13 protein-coding genes are annotated in these 19801 nt (G+C 67.8%); 11 read left to right on the plus strand and 2 right to left on the minus strand.

Annotated features, from left to right (window positions below; all coding sequences use genetic code 11):
* The first annotated feature begins 119 nt into the window (after positions 1–119).
* The 5 genes from AC0IYS_RS01660 to AC0IYS_RS01680 all read left to right on the plus strand — a co-directional run bounded on the left by AC0IYS_RS01660 (position 120) and on the right by AC0IYS_RS01680 (position 7332).
* Positions 120–1196: a hypothetical protein gene (locus AC0IYS_RS01660; RefSeq protein WP_471703546.1), complete on the plus strand. Its 1077-nt coding sequence runs from the start codon at positions 120–122 to the stop codon at positions 1194–1196.
* A gap of 62 nt (positions 1197–1258) precedes the next feature.
* Positions 1259–2428, plus strand: a complete 1170-nt coding sequence (locus AC0IYS_RS01665) for a hypothetical protein (RefSeq protein ID WP_471703547.1) — start codon at positions 1259–1261, stop codon at positions 2426–2428.
* A 188-nt stretch (positions 2429–2616) separates the two neighbouring features.
* Positions 2617–3510, plus strand: a complete 894-nt coding sequence (locus AC0IYS_RS01670) for a glyoxalase (protein WP_471703548.1) — start codon at positions 2617–2619, stop codon at positions 3508–3510.
* The gene (locus AC0IYS_RS01675) at positions 3497–4930 is read left to right on the plus strand and encodes an alginate export family protein (RefSeq protein WP_471703549.1); all 1434 of its coding nucleotides are present in this window, start codon (positions 3497–3499) and stop codon (positions 4928–4930) included. The genes AC0IYS_RS01670 and AC0IYS_RS01675 overlap by 14 nt, the downstream gene beginning before the upstream one ends.
* 278 nt (positions 4931–5208) lie before the next feature.
* Positions 5209–7332, plus strand: a complete 2124-nt coding sequence (locus tag AC0IYS_RS01680) for a phosphocholine-specific phospholipase C (RefSeq protein WP_471703550.1) — start codon at positions 5209–5211, stop codon at positions 7330–7332.
* Positions 7333–7341: 9 nt separating this feature from the next.
* On the opposite strand, the gene AC0IYS_RS01685 is transcribed toward AC0IYS_RS01680, so the two are convergent.
* Positions 7342–7548, minus strand: coding sequence for a hypothetical protein (locus AC0IYS_RS01685; protein ID WP_471703551.1), 207 nt, complete (start codon positions 7546–7548; stop codon positions 7342–7344).
* A 150-nt stretch (positions 7549–7698) separates the two neighbouring features.
* Positions 7699–12156 (minus strand): Lhr family helicase, encoded by a 4458-nt coding sequence (locus tag AC0IYS_RS01690; RefSeq protein WP_471703552.1) that lies wholly within the window; start codon positions 12154–12156, stop codon positions 7699–7701.
* 260 nt (positions 12157–12416) lie between these two features.
* Here AC0IYS_RS01690 and AC0IYS_RS01695 point away from each other — a divergent pair, with 260 nt between their 5' ends.
* The 6 genes from AC0IYS_RS01695 (at position 12417) to AC0IYS_RS01720 (ending at position 19796) form a co-directional block, all read left to right on the plus strand.
* Positions 12417–13430, plus strand: a complete 1014-nt coding sequence (locus AC0IYS_RS01695) for an acyl-CoA dehydrogenase family protein (protein ID WP_471708778.1) — start codon at positions 12417–12419, stop codon at positions 13428–13430.
* Positions 13418–14209, plus strand: coding sequence for a PIG-L deacetylase family protein (locus AC0IYS_RS01700; protein ID WP_471703553.1), 792 nt, complete (start codon positions 13418–13420; stop codon positions 14207–14209). The genes AC0IYS_RS01695 and AC0IYS_RS01700 overlap by 13 nt, the downstream gene beginning before the upstream one ends.
* A complete protein-coding gene (locus AC0IYS_RS01705; RefSeq protein ID WP_471703554.1) occupies positions 14206–14844 on the plus strand; it encodes a class I SAM-dependent methyltransferase in 639 nt (212 codons plus the stop codon). The genes AC0IYS_RS01700 and AC0IYS_RS01705 overlap by 4 nt, the downstream gene beginning before the upstream one ends.
* The gene (locus AC0IYS_RS01710; protein ID WP_471703555.1) at positions 14844–15593 is read left to right on the plus strand and encodes a glycosyltransferase family 2 protein; all 750 of its coding nucleotides are present in this window, start codon (positions 14844–14846) and stop codon (positions 15591–15593) included. The genes AC0IYS_RS01705 and AC0IYS_RS01710 overlap by 1 nt, the downstream gene beginning before the upstream one ends.
* A 21-nt stretch (positions 15594–15614) precedes the next feature.
* Positions 15615–17711, plus strand: coding sequence for an AsmA family protein (locus tag AC0IYS_RS01715; RefSeq protein ID WP_471703556.1), 2097 nt, complete (start codon positions 15615–15617; stop codon positions 17709–17711).
* A gap of 216 nt (positions 17712–17927) precedes the next feature.
* Positions 17928–19796 carry an ATP-binding protein gene (locus tag AC0IYS_RS01720; protein ID WP_471703557.1) on the plus strand — a complete coding sequence of 623 codons (1869 nt, stop codon included), beginning with the start codon at positions 17928–17930 and terminating at the stop codon, positions 19794–19796.
* Positions 19797–19801 lie beyond the last annotated feature (5 nt).

Raw genomic sequence — 19801 nt, forward strand, 5'->3', positions numbered from 1 at the left:
GTATACAGCGTATACTTCGACGAATCGCTTGTCAATTGGCTACCTGAACAGGGGCTTCTTGCCTGATTGTCATGCGATGCTGGTAAGCTTGTCGCTATCAAACAACACACGGAGCATGCTTGCGTCACGAATCCATCCTGCGCCGGGTCGCATTGGTCAGCTACGGCACCCGATTCCTACGCAACGAGATTGAGCTGGAGGATTGGTATCGTCACGGCGTCTTTTTCGACGCGCGCCTGCAGTTTCGCGATCTGGACAACGCACTGCTCGCGGATGACTTCACGCTGTGGCTGGAAATACTCAAGGCATCCGGGGCGACGCGGCTATCGCTGCATCTGGCCGGGCAATTTGACATCGACCTGCCTCGCGCGTCGCCTGACGAAGGTCATGCCGTGGTCGCGCACTTTACTGATCGTTACGAGATTTGGAGCGTTGGCAGCGAACTGCCGGGGTGGTTGACACATCCGCTGTGGCCCACAGAGCGTTACATACCGGACTCGACATCGTGGGGCGGCGCTATCGACACTTGCTGGCGCGTAGCAGACCTGCTGGGGAAACTGGAGGTCGCCGACACCAACTGGCCGGAGCTGACGGCCGCCATCGCGCTGGATCTGGCGCTCGATATCCCATCGCTCCCGCACACGGGAGAGGCGGCGCCGTTTTGTGTCAACGTATCCGGCAATCCGCCATGGGCAAAGTTCCCGCTATTTCCCGTCACCAAAGTGTCTGCCCAAGCCCATTGGTTGCTGACGATCCTGGACTCGGAGGAGGCGACCTTCGCCAACGACACGCATCCAAAGAACGAGAACAGCGATTATCGTCAAATGAGCGACGCGGACGCGGCGCAAATGATGGCGCGGGGGATGCGCCTGCGCGCCTGGCTGACCGAAGTGCTGCTGCGTAGCGCCAACGAGTACCGCGCGTCGGCCCTGTTGCAGCAGGGCGCCCCGCTGGTGCGCCTTCAAAAGCCACCGCCAGGTTGTGAGCGTGGCCCCACGTCTTCTCCGCAGCCGGCAGACATCGATCCGGAACCACGGCAAGCAAAATGGATAAGCCGCATCGGAGCGGTCGTCCGATTTGCGGCGCTGTGCCTGTTGGTGCTGGCCATCGCCAACATCATCGCGCGCGTCCCGTGGCTGTCCGTGCTGATTGCCCTGCCGTGGGTACTCTATTTGAAATTCAGGAGAGATCCTTAGTGGCCAGCGAACCCGGCTGGGATACTGGTAAGCTCTCCCTCTACCTTTATTGAGGAGCAAGCTTGCGTCAAGAATCCATCCTGCGCCTGGTCGCATTGGTCAGCTACGGCACCAAGCATTTGCGCAAGGAGATCGCGCTGGAGGATTGGTACGAACACGCCATCTTCTGGAACGCCCGCCTGCAGTTCCGCCAGCCCGACCACGCCGTGCTGGCGAGTGATTTTACGCTCTGGCTCGCTGTTCTTGGGCGATCGGGCGCCACGCGCTTGTCGCTTCACATGTTTTCGCAGTTTGAAATCCCCGTCCCGGACGCGCTGGCGCGCGTCGACTATGCGGTGGTTGTTCATTACCCGGACCGCCACGAGATCTGGGCGGTGGGCCGGGAGCGCGCAGCATGGATAACGCATCCATTGCTTCCGACCGACCTTAGTGAGGCGCGCCGTGCTGCGCCCGACGCCGCCCGGTACGGTTGCGCCATCGATAGCTTCTTGCATGTCGAAACGCGGACAGGTGAATTGTCAGTGCCTGACACCAATTGGAAACAATTGGCGGCGGCCATCGCCCGCGATCTTGATACTAATGTTCCGTCCAGCGAAGTGCGCGCAGGACCATATTACGGTCCCGTGTCGGAGCAGCACCGGGCTAGAATGCCTCTGTTCCCGAAGTCCGCCGCCGCTTCGCAGGCGTACTGGATATTGTCGTCGCTCGATTGGCAGCAGTCGCGATTTGACAACGACATGAATCCGAAAAACGACAACGGCTCCTACGCTCGCGCGAACCAGGAGGAGCTCGACGCAGTGGAGGATTGGGGTGAGCGGCTGTACTGTTGGTTGGTCGAGGTGCTGATACGTTCGGCGAACGAGACGGGCGCGAACGAGAAGCTTACCGCAAGCCTGTTAAGCGGCGAAGCGCCGCTGGTGCGCGTCTACACCCCTGCCATGCGCGCCGCAAGCACGGCCGGAACGTCGCCTCGCGTTGAGCGGGAACTCCCCGATGCGTCGGCGGATCAAGCCCCGCCGTCGCAGGGGCAAACGGCACCGCAGACCGATCCAGCCGATGCGGGCGTGGACGCGCCGTCATTTTCATGGCGGCGCCTCATCGGCTGGGCGATCACGGCGGTGATGCTCGGCGTGATCGTCCTGGCAGGCGCCCGGATCGTCGCCGATCATCCATGGGCTGCGGCGGTGGTTGGAGCGTCATGGGCGCTGTACCTGAAATTCCGCAGAAAATAGCAGCCGGCCGCGACGCCGGGCGCAGTTCCCATTCCTGTTCACTACATCCGCTACACAAATAGCATAGCGCCTACCTGATCCGAAGGAGGGTGGAATCCGTGCGCACCATGCGTATAGTCGGTTGACAGCAGTCGCGCAGTCGCGCCACTTCCGATCCCGCACTTCGATCCACTTTTCTGGAGTCAGATATGAGCACGCATTCCATCCGCACCCGCATCGCCTCCTACGCCGTGGCCTTCTCGCTGGCGCTGCCGGCGCTGGCCATGGCCGCGCCGGACGTCGCCGTCGCGCCGCAGTACGAAACCACCCACGTGTACGTGCAAAACGCCGACATCGACGCCTTCGTCACCAGCTTCGTCAACACCTTCGGCGGCAAGGCCTCGCCGCGCGCGGTGTTCACCGTCACGCCGACGCCGAGCAAGACCGCGTCGCAGTACGTGCAAACGCCGGTGGGCATGCTGTCGGTGTTCGCGTTCCAGACGCCGATTCCGTACGGCTTTGGCACCGAGCGCACCGGCTACCTGGTCACCGACATCAACGATGCCACCAAGGCGGCGGTGGAGGCGGGCGCCGACGTCACCGTCGAACCGTTCGACGACCCGATCGGCAAGGATGTGCTGATCCAGTGGGCCGGCGGCGTCAATATGCAGTTGTACTGGCACACCAAGGCGCCGTCGTACGCGCCGCTGCACTCGGTGCCGGACAATCGCGTGTACGTCTCGCGCGTGTCGGCCGACAAATTCATCGGCCAGTTCAAGCAGTTCGCGCACGCCAAAGTGGCCAGCGACGAGCAGGTCGACGGCGGCGAGATCGGCCGCGCCGGCGAAAAGATTCGCCGCGTGCACCTGACGTCGAAGTTCGGCAAGATGACGGTGTTCGTCAGCGACGGCAAGCTGCCGTTCCCGTTCGGCCGCGAGACCACCGGCTATCAGGTCGACGACATGGCGGCCACCTTGGCCAAGGCGGCCGCCAATGGCGTGACTGTTTTGTCGCCGCCGTACAAGACCAGCAAGGGCAACGCCAGCGCGATGCTGCAATTCCCGGGCGGTTACATCAGCGAGATCCACGATGCCGCGCACTAGTCACGCGCTGCGCCGCTGCGGTGGCGTGCTGGCGCTGGTCGCCGGCGCCGCCGCCGGCGCGCAGACGCTGGCGGCGGCCCCTGTCGATGCCGCGCCGCCCTGCGACGTCAAACGCCCGTCGGTGAACTTCAACCGCTGGAACGAGAACTGGGGCGTGCTGGCCGATCCGTGCTTGCCGCGCCAGCCGCTCGACGGCCTGAAATACATCCCGCTGGGTGCGGACGGCTCGTCCTATCTGTCGCTCGGTGGCGGTTTGCGTGAACGCTATGAGCACATCGCCACGCCGCTGTTCGGCGCCGGCAGCGCCCCGGCGGACGGCTACGTGATCCAGCGCGCCAATGTGCACGCGGACCTGCGGCTTGGCAGCTACGTGCAGGTGTTCGGCCAGCTGGTTGACGCGCGCGCCTTTCAAAAACAGTCGATCGCCCCACCGGACAAGGACAAGCTTGATGTCGAGCAGCTGTTCGTGACTGTGGCCGTGCCCACCGCCGACGGCGCCGTCAAGGTGCGCGCGGGGCGGCAGGAAATGGCCTTCGACCTGCAGCGCTTCATCGCCGTGCGCGACGGCCCGAACGTGCGGCAGGCGTTCGATGGCGTCTGGGCCGACTGGGAGCACGGACCGTGGCGCGTAATCGGCTACGTCACGCAGCCGGTGCAAAACCGCAGCGTCGACAGCTTCGACGACTACTCCAACGGCCACCTGACGTTGAACGGCCTGCGCCTGGAGCGGCAGAGCCTCGGCCCGGGCGATTTGTCCGGCTACTACTCGCGCTACCGGCGCGACGGCGCGCGTTTCCTCGACGCGCAGGGCGACGAGCGCCGGGATGTCTACGACCTGCGCTACAACGGCAAGACCGGCAACGCCGACTGGGACGTGGAGGGCATGCTGCAGCATGGCCAGGTTGGCGCCAAGCGCGTGTCGTCCTGGGCGATCGGCTCGATCGCCGGCTACACCTTCGCCGCGACGCCCTGGACGCCGCGCTTGGGCGTGCAGTTCGACATGGCCTCCGGCGACAGGCACGCCGGCGACGGCAAGCTGGGGACCTTCAATCCGCTGTTCGCCAACGGCTACTACTTCTCGCTGGCCGGCCTCACCGGCTACAGCAACCTGATACACCTGAAACCGTCGCTGACGGTCAAGCCAGTGAAGGCGCTCAGCGTGACGACGGCGCTCGGGCTGCAATGGCGCCAGACCACCGGCGACGCAGTGTACGTGCAAAGCATGGCGGGCGTGCCGCGCACGGCGGGGCAGGGAAGCCGCTGGACCGGCGCCTACGCGCAGCTGCGCACCGACTGGATCGTCAGCCCTAACGTCACGGCGTCGCTGGAAGCGGTGCATTTCCAGGCCGGCGACAGCCTGCGCGCCGCCGGTGGCGGCAGCGCCAACTATCTGGGCATGGAGCTCAAGTTCGGCTGGTAACCGTGATGACTCTGGGACTCACGTAGGGCGGATTAGCCGAAGGCGTAATCCGCCATGTATGAGCCGCCAACGGAGCTTGGCGGATTACGCTGCGCTCTTAAGTCCTCCGGCAGGAGGACGCTCCTTCGATGGGCCCCCGGCGGATTGGCGGGCCTCGCCCGCTAATCCGCCCTACGTGTTTTAGATGTGCGCGTCGTCTGGCGTGCAATAACCCTGTCATATTTGGTGGCTATTATCTTGCGATCGGCACGTCCTTGTCGTGCACCAGAAAGCCTCCGATGTCCATCAGCCGCCGCAAATTCCTCCGCCTCGCCGCCGCCGGCGCCGGCGTGACCGCCACTTCCACGTTTCCCGAGCTGATTCGCCAAGCGCTGGCGGTCCCCGCCAACAACGCCACCGGCACCTTGGCGGACGTCGAGCACGTGGTCATCTTCATGCAAGAGAACCGCTCCTTCGACCATTACTTCGGCACCTTGTCGGGCGTGCGCGGGTTTAACGATCCGCGTGCCATCGCGCTGCCCGACGGCCGCCCGGTGTGGTATCAGCCCGACGGCAAGGGCGGCCACGTGCTGCCCTTCCACTTCGACGCCAACAACACCAGCGCGCTGTCGCTCGGCACCGATCATTCGTGGAAAGGGTCGCAAAGCACCTGGCAGGGCTGGGACGCGTGGGTCCAGAAAAAGACGCCGCAGGCGATGGGCTACTTCGATCGCGGCGACCTGCCGTTCTACTACGCGCTGGCCGACGCCTTCACCATCTGCGACGCCTATCACTGCTCGGTGTTCGGCGCCACCGATCCGAACCGCCTGTATTCGCTCACCGGCAGCAACCAGGGCTGGATCGACAATATGGGCAAGCTGTATAACGTCGACAAGTCGGAGCGCTTCAACGGCGATCCGGCGTTGGACGATATCTCCCCCGGCGTCATCGCCGGCGCGCCCAACTGGCGCACCTACGCCGAGGTGCTGGAGGCGAACCAGGTCAGTTGGAAGGTCTACCAGGAGTGGGACAACTACGGCGACAACTACCTGGCCTACTTCAGGAACTTCCGCGTCAACGCCGGCGGCAGCCGCCTCGATGCCGACTCGCCACTTTACCGCAAGGGCCGCGCGCTGGCGCCCGGCTCCACCGCGGCCAACGCCGCCGGTACGACCGGCGACTGGCTGGTCAACGCCTTCGCCGACGACGTGCGCAACAACCGCCTGCCGCAGGTGTCGTGGATCTGCTCCCCCAACGACTACACCGAGCATTCGCCCAACTCGCCCAACGCCGGCGAGAACATCACCGCGCGCCTGCTGGCCGCGCTGGTGGCCAATCCGGAGATCTGGTCCAAGACCGTGTTCCTGCTGATGTACGACGAAAACGACGGCTTCTTCGACCACGTGCCCTCCGACCTGGCGCCGATCAACGCCGCCATGGGCAAGACCACCTTGCCCGCCATCGGCATCCACGAGACCTATCGCGGCGAGCCGGTGGGACTGGGCCCGCGCGTGCCGATGCTGGTGATTTCGCCCTGGAGCAAAGGCGGGCGCGTATGCTCGCAGCTGTTCGACCACACCTCCAAGCTGCGCTTCCTGGAGGAGTGGCTGGTGGCGCGCGGCGAGGCACGCGACAAGGTCCGGTGCGACCTGATCTCGCCGTGGCGACGCACGGTCTGCGGCGACCTCACGTCGGCCTTCGATTTCCGCACGCCGAACAGCGTCTGGCCTGCCAGCGTGCCGAAGACGGCGGCCGACCGGCGCGTCGCCGGCAAGCCGTATCCGGTGCCGCCGGCCGAGCAAACCTTGCCCCGGCAGGAGTCGGGCGGGACGGCCGGCGGACCGCGCACCGCCTGCGCGCTGCCGTATGAATTATCGGTGCAGGGACGCCTGGCCGGCGCGGGCCAGTTCGAGCTAAGCTTCGCCAACAGCGGCCAGGCCGGCGCGGCCTTCATCGTGTATTCCGGCGTGCGCAAGGACGGGCCCTGGTACTACACGGTCGAAGCGGGCAAGGAAATCGACCGTGAAATGTGGAACTGGACCGGCACCGGCTATGACCTCAGCGCGCACGGCGCCAATGGCTATATGCGCCAGTTCAAGGGCCGCTTCGCCATCGCCGGCGGCGCGCGTCCGGAACTGTTGACGCGCTACGACCGGATCAATGGCGACATCAGCCTGGTGCTGTCGAATCTGGAAGGACGCAAGGCCTGCCGCTTCACCATCACCGACAATGCCTATGGCGCGCCGGCCGCCAGCCACCGCGTGGTGGCCGGCCAGACCTTGCTGGTGCCGTGCGGGCTGGCGGGCAGCTTCGGCTGGTACGACTTCAGCGTCACCTGCGACGCCGATCCGACATGGCTGCGCCGCGTCGCCGGTCACGTGGAAACGGGGCGGGACAGCCGCACCGATCCGATGATCGGCTGAAACAGGTCCTCAATACTCCTGTTTGATAATCTCGGTGATCTGTTTGAGTTCCTGGATCACCAGCGGGACGAAGGTCAACAGGCCGTTTTCTTCCGTCCATCTCCTGGCCTCGGCGCTGTCAGGCGCGATCGTGCCGCGTGCGCGCAGGGTTTCTGCCTGGCGGATCGCCGCGAGCGTGCGAATTTGTATGGCGATGCTGAGGTCCGAGTATTCCATGTGCTGTCCTTGATTGGTGCGGGGCATAGCATCGTAGCGAACCGGGCCTTTACAGGTGGGCACAATTCTCATTGGAAAGAAAAGTGTCAGATGCGGACAACGCTTGCTCGGCACGGTGTCCAGCCGCACAGACGCGCGGCCCGCATGACGCTAACGGCGCGCGACCAGCTGGGCGTGCAGCAGTTCGCGCTCTGCGGGGTCGGGCGTTTGCAGGTAGCGGAATTTGCCGGCGACGATGGCGGCCACCGGCAGGCCGTCGCGGAACAGCACGCGGTTGCCGGCCAGCGCCGGCACCTTGTCGCCCGGCAGAAGGGTGCCGCACAGGTTGAGCGGGTCGACACCGGAGATGCCGACGAAGCCGCCGTCATGCGGCCGGCGGCGCATCTCGCGCAGCAGCGGAATCGCTTCGGGCAGCGCGAACTGCTCGCCCGACAGGCCGGCGACGAATCGGCCGCCGCGAATCTCGCCGCGCGCCTCCAGCCGGTGGTACACCGGCAGCAGTTCGCGCCATGCCGGCAGCCACGCGGCCTCGCGCTCGAGCAGGCGCCAGAACATCACGCCGTAGCGGCGCAGCAGTGTCATGGCGATGTGCTCCAGCGTTTGCGGATCGGTGCGCGGCCTGCGCGCAACCGGTGTAGTCGCTGGCTTGCGCGCCTGCGCCGCCGGCGGGGGCGTGGCCGCCGCATCGCTTTCGTCGGCGCCGCCGTCGCCGCCGTCCACGGTCAACCCGGTGAAGCGCTCGGTGATGGTGACGCCGTCGGCGCGCCGCACCAGCGCCCAGCGGCCCGCTTCCTCCATCGTCGGGCCGGCGCCACGGCGGCGGCGCTTGTCCATGGTGGCGCGCTTGGCCGCCGGCAGCAGCATGGCGCGCAGGCCGGCGTAGCTGTCGGCGTTGACCAGCCCCGTCGCCACCAGCTCGCCCAGCGTGGTTTCCAGTTCGACCGGCAGCAACCGGGCGTCGCGCGACAGCTCGTCGAAGAACATGGCGCCCTCGCGCCGCAGCGCCTCGAGCACACGTGCCGCGCGCGGCGACACCTCCACCTCGGCGGCGACGGCCGGCAGCGCGTGCCACAGGCCGAGCTGGCGGCGCGGCAGCAGCACCAGCGGCGTGGCGCGCACCGGGCCGCCGGCGGCGCTGGCCGGCGCGCCGACCCGCGTCCAGACCACTTTGCCGGCGCGGCACAAGTCATCGAGCCACAGCATCGAGTAGTCCTCCATGCGCAGCGCCAGCAGCTCGCTTTCCCAGGCGCCGGCGGCCGCCTCGTAGCCCTCCAGTTGCGCCAGTATCGTCGGCAGCGACTCGCTGCCGCGCAGCCGCGCATCCTCGGCCAGGTGCTGCCACTCGAACAGGAAGCGCATGAAATCCTGGCGTTCGACTGGTTCGATCTCGCGCCGCAGGCTTTTGATGGTGTAGCGGTGGATGCGCGCCAGCAGATGCCGTTCGCACCATTCCTCGCCAGTGGCGCCGGGGGTGAAGCGCCCGCGCATCACATAGCCTTCGCTTTCGAGCCGGGCCAGCGCGATGGCGGTGTCGCCCTCCGGCAGGCCGAGCGGGCCGGCGATGGCGGCCAGCGGTTGCGGGCCGAAGCCGCTCAGGCGCGCGCGCAGGATCTCGACCAGCGCGTCGTCGCGTGTCCACGGCTCGTCGCCGTCGTTGGCCGCGAGGCGCTCAGGTATCGCCAGCGCCGGCGTGGCGACGGCGTCCGGGTAGGCCGCCCGCAGGCACGCCAGGCGCTCCAGCGCCACCCACAGGTCGACGCCGCCGCCTTGCAAACGAGTGCCCCGGCCGCCGGCGGCCAGTGCCGCCAGCAGCACGCGCCAGCCGTCGCCGGCCGCCGCCTCGTCTTCGGTGATGCAGGCCAGCGACATCAGCGCCTCGTGCATCTCGTCGCCGTTGCGCGGGCCGGGCCAGGCTTCGGCGGCCACCGCTTCGATGGCGCCGGCGTCGAGCGCGCCCAGGTCGTCGCCGGAGGCCGGATCGGTCCAGCGGCGGTTGACCACGGCCTGCGTGCGGCGTTCCTCCAGCGGGGCGTCGTCGAGGAAGGCGTAGGGCCGGGCGTTGAGGATTTCCATCGCCAGCGGCGATGGCGCCGGCAGGTCGCGCGACAGCAGCCGCACCTCGCCCGCCTCCATGCGGCGCAGCAGGGCCAGCCAGCCCTCGCTGTCCATCGCCTCGTGCAGGCAGTCGTCGAGCGTCTGGTCGACCAACGGATGGCTGGGCAGCTCGCGCTCGCCGACGATATTCTCCAGGCACGCCGCCTGGTCGGGGAAGACGGCGGCCAGCAGGTCGTCGCTCTTCATGCGTTGCAGCTGCGGCGCGACCTTGCGGCCGCCCGCGTAGCGTGGCAGTGCCAGCGCGGTCGTGGCGTTCCAGCGCCACCGCACGTTGAACAGCGGCGCGTCGAGCAGCGCCTGGATCAGCACATGCTCGGCGCTGCCCGAGCGCAGGTAGCGCCACACCTCGTCGAGCGGAAAGCTGTGGGTGTCCGACAGCGACAGCACGATCGCGTCCTCGGTGGCGGCGGCCTGCAGCTCGAAGTTGAAGGTGCGGCAGAAGCGCTTGCGCAACGCCAGTCCCCATGCGCGGTTGATGCGGCTGCCGTACGGCGAATGCAGCACCAGCTGCATGCCGCCCGAGGCGTCGAAGAAGCGCTCCATCACCAGGGTGTCGCGGGTCGGCAGCGCGCCGAGCGCGGAGCGCGCGCGGGCCAAGTAGTCGACGATCTGGCCCGCGGCGTCGTCGTTCAGGCCAAGATGCTCGAACAGCCAGTCGGTGGCATGGTCGATGGCGGCGCCGCCTTCCTTCTCGCCGAGAAGGCGGTCGATCTCGCCGCGCAGGCGCGCCACGCCGGCCGACAGTTCGTCGCTGCGGCCCGGCGCCTCGCCCAGCCAGAACGGGATGTTGGGGGCGGCGCCGTGGGCGTCCTCGACCCGCACCTTGCCCGCCTCCACGCGCTGGATGCGGTAGGAGGTATTCCCGAGCTGGAAAACGTCGCCGGCCAGGCTCTCGACGGCGAAGTCCTCGTGCACGGTGCCGATGTTGTGGCCCTGCGGCTCGAGCACCACGGTGAAGTCGGCGTTGTCGGGGATGGTGCCGCCGGAGGTGACGGCGGTCAGCTTGCCGCCGCGCCGCGCGCGGACGGTGCCGCTGACGGCGTCGCGGTGCAGGTAGGCGCCGCGCACGCCCTGGCGGCCGGTGTAGCCTTCGGTGAGCATGCGCAGCACGGCGTCGAAGCGTGTCCGTTCCAGTGCCGCGTACGGCGCGGCGCTGCGCACCAGGTCGAACAGCTCGTCCTCGCGCCATTCGCGTCCGCCCACTTCGGCGACGATCTGCTGCGCCAGCACGTCGAGCGGCGCGACCGGGATGCGCAGCGCGTCGAGTTCATCGCGGCGCACGCAGTCGAGCAGCGCCGCGCATTCGACCAGGTCGTCGCGCGAGGTGGGGAACAGGCGGCCCTTGGGCAGGCCGCCGACGTGGTGGCCGGAGCGGCCGACGCGCTGCAAAAACGAGGCGATGCCGCGTGGGGAGCCGATCTGGCACACCAGATCGACGTCGCCGATGTCGATGCCCAGCTCCAGCGAGGCGGTGGCGATCAGCACGCGCAGATCGCCGTGCTTGAGGCGTTGCTCGGCGTCGAGCCGGTATTCCTTGGCAAGGCTGCCGTGGTGCGCGGCCACGTGTTCGGCGCCGAGGCGCTCGCCCAGGTGGCGCGCCATGCGTTCGGCCATGCGCCGGGTGTTGACGAACACCAGCGTGGTGCGGTGCAGGACGGTCAATTCGGCCAGCCGGTCGTAGACGCGTTCCCACACCTCGTTGGGCATGACCGCCTCCAGCGGCACCGGCGGCAGTTCCAGCCCGAGGTCGCGCGCGCGCACGTGGCCGACGTCGACCACCGCGCAATCGCGGCCGGAGTCGTTATCACCTCCGGCCAGGAAGCGCGCCACCGCCGACAACGGCTTTTGGGTGGCCGACAGGCCGACGCGCACCGGCGTGCGCTGCCCGCCCGCCTTGCACAGCGCGTCGAGCCGTTCGAGGCTGAGCGACAGATGACTCCCGCGCTTGCCGCCGGCGACGGCGTGGATCTCGTCGACGATCACGGTGCGCACGCCGGCCAGCATGGCGCGTCCGCTGTCGGAGCCGAGCAGCACGTACAGCGACTCCGGCGTCGAGACCAGGATGTGCGGCGGCCGGCGGCGCATGGCGTTGCGCTCGGCCTGGGTGGTGTCGCCGGTGCGCACGGCGGCGCGGATGCCGTGCGGCGGCAGCGCCATCGCGGCCAGCTCGCGGTCGATGCCTTCCAATGGCGCCAGCAGGTTGACGCGGATATCGTTCGACAGCGCCTTGAGCGGCGACACGTACAGCACCCGCGTCTGGTCCGGCAGGGGCGTGTCGCCGCTCTCGCGCACCAGCGCGTCGATGGCGGCCAGGAAGGCGGTCAGGGTCTTGCCGGAGCCGGTCGGCGCGGCGATCAGCGTCGGCGAGCCGCCCTGGATCAGCGGCCACGCGCGCCGCTGCGCCTCGGTGGCGGCGGGAAAGCTGGCGCGGAACCACGCCGCCACGGCGGGATGGAAGTCGTGCCAGATATCAATATTTTCACGCGGTTTCATTAAGGATGATGACGCAAGGAAAGGTCGGGCGGGGAGCGCCGGTTTTTCATTCTACCCGGCATGGCGGGCGGGGTATCGCGCGGGAGAAGTTGATTGGCGACTATTGTGTCCAAGCGAACATACAGCAGAGCTGTGCCGCAGCATGATGAGATCGCTTCCCACAACATTTCGAATGGATCGTCATGCCGTCCCAGTTATCGATCATCGCGGCATCGCCGTCCGTCCCGCCGCCGCCCCGCCTACCCGCAGCGGGCAGCGACATGCCGGCCGCGCTGCGCCGGTTGCTGCTGCCCGAGCGCGGCGGCGCGGCTGGCGCCGGACAGCTGCTGCGGCGCATGGTGGACGGGCGGCTTGACCGCCTGCCGCCGCCGGGAGGCGGCGCCACGGCGCAGCGCTGGCGCGCTCTGGCGGAGGTGGCGGGCCACGATCTAAGCCTGCTCAAGCTCTACGAAGGCCACACCGACGCCCTCGCCATCCTGGCCGAGCTGGGGGCGCCGGCCGCGCCGGGAACGTTGTGGGGTGTCTGGTGCGCCGAACCGCCCGACGGCAGGGTCACGGTGCATCGATCCGAAAGTGGCGCGGTGCGCCTGTCGGGCCGCAAGCTGTGGTGTTCGGGCGCCGCGACGCTGGACCATGCGTTGGTCAGTTGCTGGGACGAGGAAGGCCTGCCCTGGTTGGTCGCCGTCGCCCTCGACCAGCCCGGCGTGACGGTGACGGTCGGCGGCTGGCACGCGGTCGGCATGGCCGGCAGCGCCAGCGTCGACGTGGCGTTCGACAATGCCGAGGCGCAGCTGGTGGGCGTCTCCGGAGCGTATGTGCGGCGTCCGGGATTCTGGCACGGCGGCGCCGGCATCGCAGCCTGCTGGTACGGGGCGGCGCGAGCCATAGCCGATTCCCTGCTCACGGCGGTGCGCGCCGGCGCCGCGCGCCAGGCGGCCGATCCGCACCGCCTCGCACAACTGGGCATGGCGGACATCGCGCTGGCCGGCGCGGCGGCGGTGCTGCGCGAATCGGCCGCCGCCATCGACGCCGATCCGGATGCCGACGCCGGCGTGCTGGCGCTGCGCGCGCGCCTGGCCGTCGAAGCGGCGGCCACGCTGGTGCTGCAGCACGCCACGCGCGCGCTGGGCGCCACGCCGCTGTGCCGCGACCCGCACTTCGCCCGGCTTGCGGCCGACCTGCCGGTGTTTCTGCGCCAGAGCCATGCCGAGCGCGATCTGGCGGCGCTGGGACGCATGTTGTCCGAGTCGGAGGAGTCGCCATGGGCGCTATGATCAACCACGCCGCCGAACGCCACATCGCTGGGGAAGGCACGCCCGACGCCAGCTGGCAGGCCTGGGGCGGGTTACAGGATTTGCCGCCGGTGTCCGCCGCCGCCCTGGTGCCGCCGGGACGCCGCGCCGTCATCGTCGCCCCGCATCCGGATGACGAGGTGCTGGCCTGCGGCGGGCTGCTGCAACTGCTGGCCGCGCAAGGCAGTCCCACGGTGCTGGTGGCGGTGACCGACGGCACCGGCAGCCATCCGGGTTCGACGACGATCACGCCGGAACAGCTGGCGCGCCTGCGCCCGCGCGAAACCGACGCCGCCCTGGGCGCGTTGGGATTGAACGCGTCGGCCGGCAAACCGGCGCCGCAGGTCCTGCGCGCCCGGCTGCCCGACGGCGCGGTCGCCGCATCGCTCGACCAGCTGCACACGCTGCTGCGGCAGATGCTGCGGCCGGACGACGTGGTCTTCGTCACCTGGCGCCAGGACGGCCATCCGGACCACGAGGCGTGCGGACTGGCCGCCGCGATGGCCGCCGGCGCCTGCCGCGCGACGTTGATCGAGATGCCGGTGTGGAGCTGGCACTGGGCGGCGCCGGGCGATGCACGCCTGCCGTGGCGCCGCGCGCGCCGCCTGGCGCTGGGCGAGGATGAACTGCGGCGCAAGCGCGCGGCGGTCGATTGCTTCACCAGCCAGCTGCACGACGATCCGTCCACCGGCCAGCCGGCCATCCTGCCGCCGCATGTGCTGGCGCGCTTGCTGCACCCCTGCGAAATCTATTTCACATGACGACCTCACTGCCCTCCGACTTCGATCTGCTGGCGCACTTCCAGCAGCTGTACCAGCAGGACGCCGATCCATGGAAAGTGCGCTTGCGCTGGTACGAGCAGCGCAAGCGCGACATCCTGCTGGCGTCCCTGCCGCGCCAGCGCTACCGCAGCGCGTTCGAACCGGCCTGCGGCAACGGCGAGCTGACGGCGGCGCTGGCGCACCGCGCCGAGCGCTTGCTGGCGAGCGACCTGTCGGCCGAGGCGGTGGTGCTGACGCGCCGGCGCATGCTGCGCGAGGACCCAAGCGACGCCGCCCGCGTGACGATCCGCCAGCAGCATATTCCGCAGGACTGGCCGGCCGACGCCTCGTTCGACCTGATCGTCATCAGCGAGATGGCCTACTATCTCGACGAACCGGCCTTGCTGCGGCTGCGCCAGTGCTGCGTCGATGGGCTGGCCGACGGCGGCACCCTGGTCATGTGCCACTGGCGCCGGCCGTTCGCCGACCGCCGCCTGAACACCGACAGCGTGCACACCGTGTTCGACGCCACGCAGGGCCTGCATCGCCTGCTGCGCCACAGCGAGGACGACTTCCTGCTCGACGTCTGGTCCGGCAGCGCCGACTCGGTGGCGCAGCAAGAGGGCCTGGCCTGATGATCGGCGTGATCATCCCGGCCCACAACGAGGAGCGCGAACTGGAACAGTGCCTGGCGGCGATCCGCGTTGCCGCCGGCGATGGCGCGCTGGGCGGCGAGCCGGTGCATGTCATGGTGGTGCTCGACAGCTGCAGCGACGGCTCGCGCGCGATCGTCGAGCGCCATGCGCGCCATCGCGTGCAGGATTGTTGCGTGGTCGGCGGCCTCGTGGTCGCATTCCGCAACGTCGGCGCGGCCCGGGCGGCCGGCGCCGCGTGTTTGCTGGCGCTCGGCGCCCGCTGGCTCGCCTTCACCGACGCCGACACGCGCGTGTCGCCGGCGTGGCTGGCGGTGCAACTGGGCCTGGACGTCGATGTCGTCTGCGGCACCATCGCGGTCGACGACTGGTCGCCGCACCTGGACGACGCCGAGGCGCTGCGCCGCCACTTCCACCTTGGCTACACCGACGCCGACGGCCACCGCCACATCCACGGCGCCAACCTGGGCGTGTCGGCGGCGGCCTATCTGCGGGCCGGCGGCTTCGAGGCGCTGGCCTGCGGCGAGGATGTGGCGCTGGTGGCGGCGCTGGAGCGCTGCGGTGCGCGTTTCGCCTGGAGCTCGGCGCCGCGCGTGGTGACCAGCGCCCGCCGCGACCCCAAGGCCAGCGGCGGCTTCGGCGACACCTTGCTGCGCTATGCCGCCAGCGCGCGCGCCGCCCTGCCGGCGGATTTGCCGGTTTTGTTGAGTAGCTCACATAACCCGGCGTGATCGAGGCGTAGCATGGACCGCATGAGAAGATCGCGCCCCCTGACCATTGTTTACTATTTCCTCGCCGCACTGCTGGTGCTGCTGGTGGCACTCGTCATCTTCGTGCTGACGTTCGACTGGAACCGCGCCCGTCCCTACATCAACGACAAGGTGTCGCAGACCATCGGGCGCGAGTTCGCCATCAAGGGCGACCTGGATGTGCGCTTCCGCCAGGGCGACCCGGCCGAGCCCGGATGGCGCCGTTATGTGCCGCGCCCCGAAATCAGCGCCAAGGATGTGTATGTCGTCAATCCGTCGTGGACCACCACCGGTCCGCGCCTGGCCAGCGTGGGCAATATCGTCCTGGCGATGCACACGCTGCCGCTGCTGCACAAGGAAGTGGTGATCACCAACCTGGAACTGGACAAGCTGGAGGTGGCGGCCCAGCGCCGCGCCGACGGCAGCAATACCTGGACCTTCAAGGACAACGGCCCGTCGGAGTGGGACGTCGACATCCGCCGCCTGGCGTTCCGCGAGGGCAGCCTGCGCTACCTCGACGACGGAATCAAGCTGGACCTGCGCGCGAAGGCCACCACGATCAATCCGAACGACGCCGACGCCACGGCCGACGACAAAGCCGATGAGAAGCCGGCCGACCGGCCCGCTGGCAAGACCACCGCCCAGGCCGGCGACAACCGCACTGGCAGCCCCTACGGCATGCGTTTCGAACTGGGCGGCACGTATCGCGGCGCGCCGGTCACCGGCGGCGGCAAAACCGGGGCGGTGCTGTCGCTGCAGGACGAACACAACACCTTCCCGATTCAGGCCAACGCCATGGCGGGCAAGAACAAGATCGCCATAGAGGGCACCTTGACCGATCCGCGCTCGCTGTCCGGCATCGACCTGAAACTGTCGCTGGCCGGCGCCAGCATGGCGGACCTGTATCCGCTGACCGGCGTGCTGCTGCCGGAGACGCCCGCCTACGCCACCACCGGCCGCCTGGGCGGCAAGAAGGAGGGCGCGGTGTGGAACTGGACCTACCGCAACTTCACCGGCACCGTCGGTGGCAGCGACCTGCACGGCACCTTGAGCTACAGTCCGCGCAAGCCTCGTCCACTGCTGACCGGCACGCTGACCTCCAACCAGCTGCGGCTGGCCGACCTGGGGCCGAGCATTGGCGCCGAGAGCAACGCCGACAAGGCCGCGCGCGACAAGAAACCGAACCAGCCGGCGGGCAAGGCGCTGCCGGTCGAACAATTCAATACCGCCAAGTGGGACGCGCTCGACGCCGACGTCAAATTCTCCGGCAAGAAGCTGGTGCGCACGCACGATATTCCACTGGAGAATATCGAAACCCAGATCCGCATGAAGAACAAGGTATTGACGCTGACGCCGCTGAACTTCGGCATGGCCGGCGGCAACGTCACCTCCAATATCACGCTCGACGGCGGCAAGAATCCGATCCAGGCGCAGATCAAGCTGGCCGCGCGCCACCTGAAGATCCGCCAGCTGTTCCCGAAACTGCAGGCGATGCAGGCCAGCGTGGGCGAGGTCAACGGCGACGCCGCGCTGGCTGGCACCGGCAACTCGGTGTCGACGATGCTGGCGACCGCCAGCGGCGAACTGGGCGCGACCGTCAGCGAGGGCTCGGTCAGCAAGTTCGTGCTCGAGGCGGCCGGCCTGAACATCGCCAACGCCGTTTTCGTCAAAATGTTCGGCGACAAGCAGGTGCAGCTGAACTGCGTGGCCAGCGATTTCGTCGTCGAAAAGGGCCAAGCGCAAACGCGGCGCTTCGTCGTCGACACCGACGAGGCCGTCGTCGACGTCACCGGCAGCATCGACCTCGCCAACGAGCGCCTGAACCTCGACGTCAAGCCGAAGACCAAGGGCGTGCGCATCATTTCGCTGCGCACGCCGCTGTACGCCCGGGGCACGTTCTCCAATCCGGACGTGGGCGTGGCCAAGGGACCGCTAGCGCTCAAGGCCGGCGCCGCCGTGGCGCTGGGCATCATCAACCCGCTGGCGGCGGTGGTGCCGCTGATTAATCCCGGTAACGTGGAAGCGGTCGATTGCGCCGCCGCGCTCAAGCAGGCGACGCAGGTGCGGTTCGGTTCGAAGCCCGAGCCGGCCAAGAAGTAATCAGCAAGATGTTTGCGCTGGCGCATGACGCAGCCGGGGAAACTTGAGCTATAGCCGTTAAAGTCCAGCCAGTTTCACTGGCCGGGGTTGTCGCTTGGTATGATAGGGAAAACCAAGGGCTCCCCGATGCTGCTTCTCGCAAAAAAACTTCCAACTGCGCTGCGCTACGCCGTGGGTGCCGGCCTGTCACTATTTGCTTTCACATTGCAGATCGGCGTGTCTTTTATCGTCGGCAACCGGATTCCCTTTTTGCTGTTCGTGCCGCTGGTGGCGCTGGCGGCTGCGGTGTTGGGCAGCGGTCCTGCCGCAATCGTGTTGCTCGCCGGTTTTCTTTACGGTTGTTCGATCTTTCTGCCGCTGGGCAGCCTGTATGTCGGTTCCGTGCGCGACCAGGTTTCACTGGCGCTGTTTGTTGTAGTCGGCATATTCTTTCTCTACGTCGGCAAGAAGGTGCGAGAGCTGGTCGACCGCGCGGTGGACGCCGAGCTCGCGCTGCTCAATGAAAAACTCGTGCGCGGACGTGCCGACGACGAGCGCTTGCGCGAACTCTATCGGCAGGTGCAACGCAGCGAGGAGCGCTACCGCAACCTGTTCGATTCGATGGACCAGGGCTTTTGCGTGATTGACATGATCTTCGACGAGGCCGGCGAGGCGGTCGATTACCGGGTACTGGAGATGAATCCGGCGGGGATCGCCATCTACGGCCTGGGCGATGTCGTCGGCAAGACCATCAAGGAGGTGGTTCCGCATATCGGATCATACTGGATCGACACCTATGCGCAAGTGGCGGTGACCGGACAGCCGGTGCGCTTCGAGAACCAGGCGCAGTCCAGCGGTCGCTGGTTCGAAGGCTACGCCAGCCGCGTCGGCGACGCCGACAGCCGCAAGGTGGCGCTGCTGTTCACCGACGTCAGTGTGCGCAAGGAGAACGAGGCGCGCCTGCGCAGGCTGGCGGCCGACCTGTCCGAAGTGGACCGCCGCAAGACCGAGTTCCTGGCGGTGCTTGCGCACGAGTTGCGCAATCCGCTGGCGCCGATCCGCAGCGGCCTCGATATCCTCAAGCTCAGCGGCGCCAATTCGCAGATGGTCGAGCGCATGCGCGACATGATGGACCGGCAGGTCACGCACATGGTGCGGCTGGTCGACGACCTGCTCGATATCGCCCGCATCAACGGCGGCAAGATCGATTTGAAGAAGGAGCGCGTCTCCCTGCAAAGCATCGTCTCGGCGGCGGTGGAGGCCAACGCGCCGATGATCGAGAAGGCCCGCCATCGCCTGTATGTCGTCATGCCCGACGAGGAGATCGAGCTGCTGGTCGACCCCACCCGCATGGTGCAGGTGCTGGGCAACCTGCTCAACAACGCGGCCAAGTACACGCCGCCCGGCGGCCGGATCGATCTGAGCGCGGTGCAGGAGGGCGGGCAGATCGTCATCGCGGTCGAGGACAACGGCGTCGGTATTCCGGAGGCGTCGCAGCCGTTCATCTTCGACATGTTCAACCAGGTCGGCAGGAATATGGATCTGTCGCACGGCGGCCTGGGAATCGGCCTGTCGCTGGTCAAGCGGCTGCTGGAGATGCATGACGGTAGCATCAGCGTCGCCAGCGGCGGGACCCATAGCGGCGGCACCACGTTCACCATTCGTTTGCCATTGAGCGTGACGGTGGAGGCCGGGCATGCGGCGGGCGATCAGCTGGCGGCGCCGCTGCGCACCGACATGTTGAGGATACTGGTGGTGGACGACAACGCCGACGCGGCGCAGACGCTGGCGAGTTTGCTGGAGTTCAAAGGGCACAGCATCCGCGTCGCCAACGACGGCATCGAGGCGCTGGAGGTGGTGGAGGATTGGATACCGGAGGTCGGGTTGATCGATATCGGCATGCCCAACCTGAACGGCTACGAGCTGGCGCAGGCGCTGCGTAAAAAACCGGCGCTCGACGGCATGGCGCTGATCGCGTTGACCGGGTGGGGCGCGGAGAACGACCGCACCTTGTCCAAAGAGGCCGGCTTTGTCGAACATTTGACCAAGCCGGTGGATTTCGATGCGATCGAGGCGGTGTTGGGCAGGGTACGTAGGGCGGATTAGGCGGA

This window comes from Duganella sp. AC237 (assembly GCF_979254035.1).

Bases quoted from the DNA above. Each gene is read 5' to 3' on its own strand.
- AC0IYS_RS01685 (WP_471703551.1), bottom strand. From the start codon at position 7,548: ATGGAATACTCGGACCTCAGCATCGCCATACAAATTCGCACGCTCGCG.
- AC0IYS_RS01675 (WP_471703549.1), top strand. From the start codon at position 3,497: ATGCCGCGCACTAGTCACGCGCTGCGCCGCTGCGGTGGCGTGCTGGCG.
- AC0IYS_RS01715 (WP_471703556.1), top strand. From the start codon at position 15,615: ATGAGAAGATCGCGCCCCCTGACCATTGTTTACTATTTCCTCGCCGCA.
- AC0IYS_RS01670 (WP_471703548.1), top strand. From the start codon at position 2,617: ATGAGCACGCATTCCATCCGCACCCGCATCGCCTCCTACGCCGTGGCC.
- AC0IYS_RS01700 (WP_471703553.1), top strand. From the start codon at position 13,418: ATGGGCGCTATGATCAACCACGCCGCCGAACGCCACATCGCTGGGGAA.
- AC0IYS_RS01705 (WP_471703554.1), top strand. From the start codon at position 14,206: ATGACGACCTCACTGCCCTCCGACTTCGATCTGCTGGCGCACTTCCAG.
- AC0IYS_RS01680 (WP_471703550.1), top strand. From the start codon at position 5,209: ATGTCCATCAGCCGCCGCAAATTCCTCCGCCTCGCCGCCGCCGGCGCC.
- AC0IYS_RS01695 (WP_471708778.1), top strand. From the start codon at position 12,417: ATGCCGGCCGCGCTGCGCCGGTTGCTGCTGCCCGAGCGCGGCGGCGCG.
- AC0IYS_RS01710 (WP_471703555.1), top strand. From the start codon at position 14,844: ATGATCGGCGTGATCATCCCGGCCCACAACGAGGAGCGCGAACTGGAA.
- AC0IYS_RS01690 (WP_471703552.1), bottom strand. From the start codon at position 12,156: ATGAAACCGCGTGAAAATATTGATATCTGGCACGACTTCCATCCCGCC.